The 2,581-nt window shown below is 65.7% G+C and carries 4 protein-coding genes; 3 read left to right on the forward strand and 1 reads right to left on the reverse strand.

The features are described from left to right. Both EN984_RS30665 and EN984_RS30670 read left to right on the forward strand, forming a co-directional pair. Nucleotides 1-399: amino acid--tRNA ligase-related protein (locus EN984_RS30665; protein WP_348630243.1), on the forward strand; the 399-nt coding region annotated here is incomplete at its 5' end. Nucleotides 400-511: 112 nt separating this feature from the next. Then, on the forward strand, nucleotides 512-1,762 hold the full coding sequence (locus EN984_RS30670) for an FAD-dependent oxidoreductase (protein ID WP_127266862.1): 1,251 nt from the start codon (nucleotides 512-514) through the stop codon (nucleotides 1,760-1,762). Nucleotides 1,763-1,785: 23 nt separating this feature from the next. On the opposite strand, the gene EN984_RS30675 is transcribed toward EN984_RS30670, so the two are convergent. Further along, nucleotides 1,786-2,202, reverse strand: a complete 417-nt coding sequence (locus EN984_RS30675; RefSeq protein ID WP_127266861.1) for a VOC family protein — start codon at nucleotides 2,200-2,202, stop codon at nucleotides 1,786-1,788. Between the two features lie 167 nt (nucleotides 2,203-2,369). Here EN984_RS30675 and EN984_RS30680 point away from each other — a divergent pair. Beyond that, a partial coding sequence (locus tag EN984_RS30680; RefSeq protein WP_281057359.1) for a DNA gyrase modulator occupies nucleotides 2,370-2,581 on the forward strand: 212 nt, incomplete at its 3' end.

Here is a 2,581-nt window from a genome sequence, read left to right on the forward strand (position 1 = left end):
CTGTTCAGCCGGGTGATGGTGGAAAAAATCGAGCCATTCCTCGGGCAGGGACGAACGACCATCCTGTGCGAATATCCGGTGGCCGAGGCGGCACTGGCACGGCCGAGCCCACGCGACCCGCGCGTGGCGGAGCGTTTCGAGCTCTATTGCTGCGGCGTCGAACTCGCCAACGGCTTTGGCGAACTGACCGACGCCGACGAGCAGCGCCGGCGCTTCGTCATCGAGATGGACGAGAAGCAGCGCATCTATGGCGAGCGCTATCCGCTGGACGAGGATTTCCTCGCCGCCCTTGCCATCATGCCGCCGGCCAGCGGCATCGCGCTCGGCTTCGACCGGCTGGCGATGCTGGCCACCGGCGCGCAAAAAATCGAGGACGTGATCTGGACGCCTGTTGCCTGAGGCGCGGAAAGATCTGGCCTATTCGATTCCAGGGATCAAGACTGGACCGTGACCCCGAACCAAGAGACCACATGATCGGTACTGGATTCACGGTCAATCGGGAAGATCTACAGTGGCTGCTTCTGAAACGGTCGAAATCGCCATTGTCGGCGCCGGAGTTGTCGGGCTGGCGACGGCACTTCGCCTTGTCGCGGACGGCCGCGAAGTCCTGCTCATCGATCCCCATGAGCCGGGCTCCGGCGCCTCATCAGGCAATGCCGGAACGATCGCCGAATACGCCTGTATGCCGGTCGGCAGTCCAGCCGTGCTGCGCGCGCTGCCAAAGTTGCTGCTTGATCCCGACAGTCCGTTTTCGCTGCGCTGGCCGGCACTGCTGCAACTGGCGCCCTGGCTGGTTCAATTCGTGCGGCAATCGCTGCCGGCGGCGACCCAGGCCAATGCGCTGGCGCTCGCCGGACTGCTGGCCGACGCCCTTCCGGCCTGGGAAGACATGATCGGGGAGGCCGGGCTGGAGGACCAGCTGCGCCGCAATGGCTGTCTTTACCTCTATCGCCGCGAGAGCGATTTTGCCGCTGGCGCCGGCGGCCGGGCAATGCGCGCTGGGTTTGGCATCCACCAAGAGGTGCTGACTCCCGAAGAGGTGGCGGCGCTTGAGCCGGGCCTGCCGGCGACAGCAGCGCATGGCGTGTATTTTCCCGACTCGATCAATGTCACCGATCCGGCAATGGTGATGCGGCGGTTGCTGGGCGCGGTGAGTGCCCGTGGTGCATCGGTGAAGCAGGCTGAGATCACCGGACTGCAGGTCGAGGCTGACGGTGTCCAGCTCAGCGGACCCGGCGTTCGCATCAAGGCTGGCACGGTGGTGATCGCCGCCGGTGCACGGTCGCGCGCACTGGCCGCGCAGGCCGGCGACAGGATTCCGCTCGAGACCGAGCGCGGCTATCATCTGGAATTCCAGACCGACGCGCCGCTGCTCAACCGACCTGTCTGTCCCGTCGATCTTGGTTTCTACCTGACGCCGATGGCTGGCCGCTTGCGGGTCGCCGGCACCGTCGAACTCGGCGGCCTGGTCGCGCCGCCAAATCCGCGCCGGCTGGCGCTGCTTGACCGTGGCGCCAGGCAAATTTTTCCCAGGCTCGGCTCGCCTGCCTCGCAATGGCTCGGCTTCCGGCCGTCCCTGCCGGATTCCAGGCCGGTCATCGGCGCTTCGCGCGGCAGCTCCCGCGTAATTCATGCTTTCGGGCACGGCCATCTCGGCCTGACGCTGGCTCCGATCACCGCGCGGCTGGTCGCCGACTTGATCGGCGGACGCGGCGATCCGGCTCGGCTCGCACCTTTCGCGGCGGGCCGTTTCGGCCGTTGATCGACCGATGCCCTCGATCTGAGTTAGTGCGCGAAAACCTGCTCCAGCGAGCGAAAACCCTTGAATTCCAGGGCATTGCCCGAGGGGTCGCGGATGAACAGCGTTGCCTGTTCGCCGGGTTCGCCCTTGAAACGCACCATCGGCCGTTCCAGCCAGTCGATGTCGTCGCGCGCCTCCAGCCGCGTCGCCAGGCGCTGCCAGTCGTCCATCAGCAGCACCGCGCCGAAATGCGGAATCGGCACGACAATGCCGTCGACCCTGCCGTCACTGGGGGCCTGTGCGGCCTGCGGACGCAGATGCGCCGACATCTGGTGGCCGTAGAGGTCGAAATCGACCCAGGTCGCCGATGAACGGCCGATCGCACAGCCCAGCACCTCGCCATAGAAAACGCGGGTTTCATCGAGATCACGGACCGGGAAGGCGAGATGGAAAGGCGTCATCGAAATGCTCCGTGCAAGCTGCGAACCCATTTTGCGTCACAGGGTTCGCGGTTTTGAACCGCCCACCCTGCATTTTGATTGAAGCCTATGCCATTGCACAAGCCGGACCGGAACAATAGATGGGTGGGCAACGGCCGCACACCGGCCGCACCAGCAGGATTTCAGGCATGACCGATATATCAGACGCAGCAAAATTGACCGACCGCGTCGCGGCTCTGGTCGAGGCTGCCAAAAAGGCCGGCGCCGATGCCGCCGACGCGGTGGCCGTGCGCGGCCGCTCGACCGGCGTGTCGGTGCGTCTCGGCAAGGTCGAGGCTACGGAAGCCTCCGAGAGCGAGGATGTGGCGCTGCGTGTTTTCGTCGGCGGCCGCGCACGGCC

Source organism: Mesorhizobium sp. M7A.F.Ca.CA.004.12.1.1, from assembly GCF_003997835.1.
Taxonomy (GTDB): domain Bacteria; phylum Pseudomonadota; class Alphaproteobacteria; order Rhizobiales; family Rhizobiaceae; genus Mesorhizobium.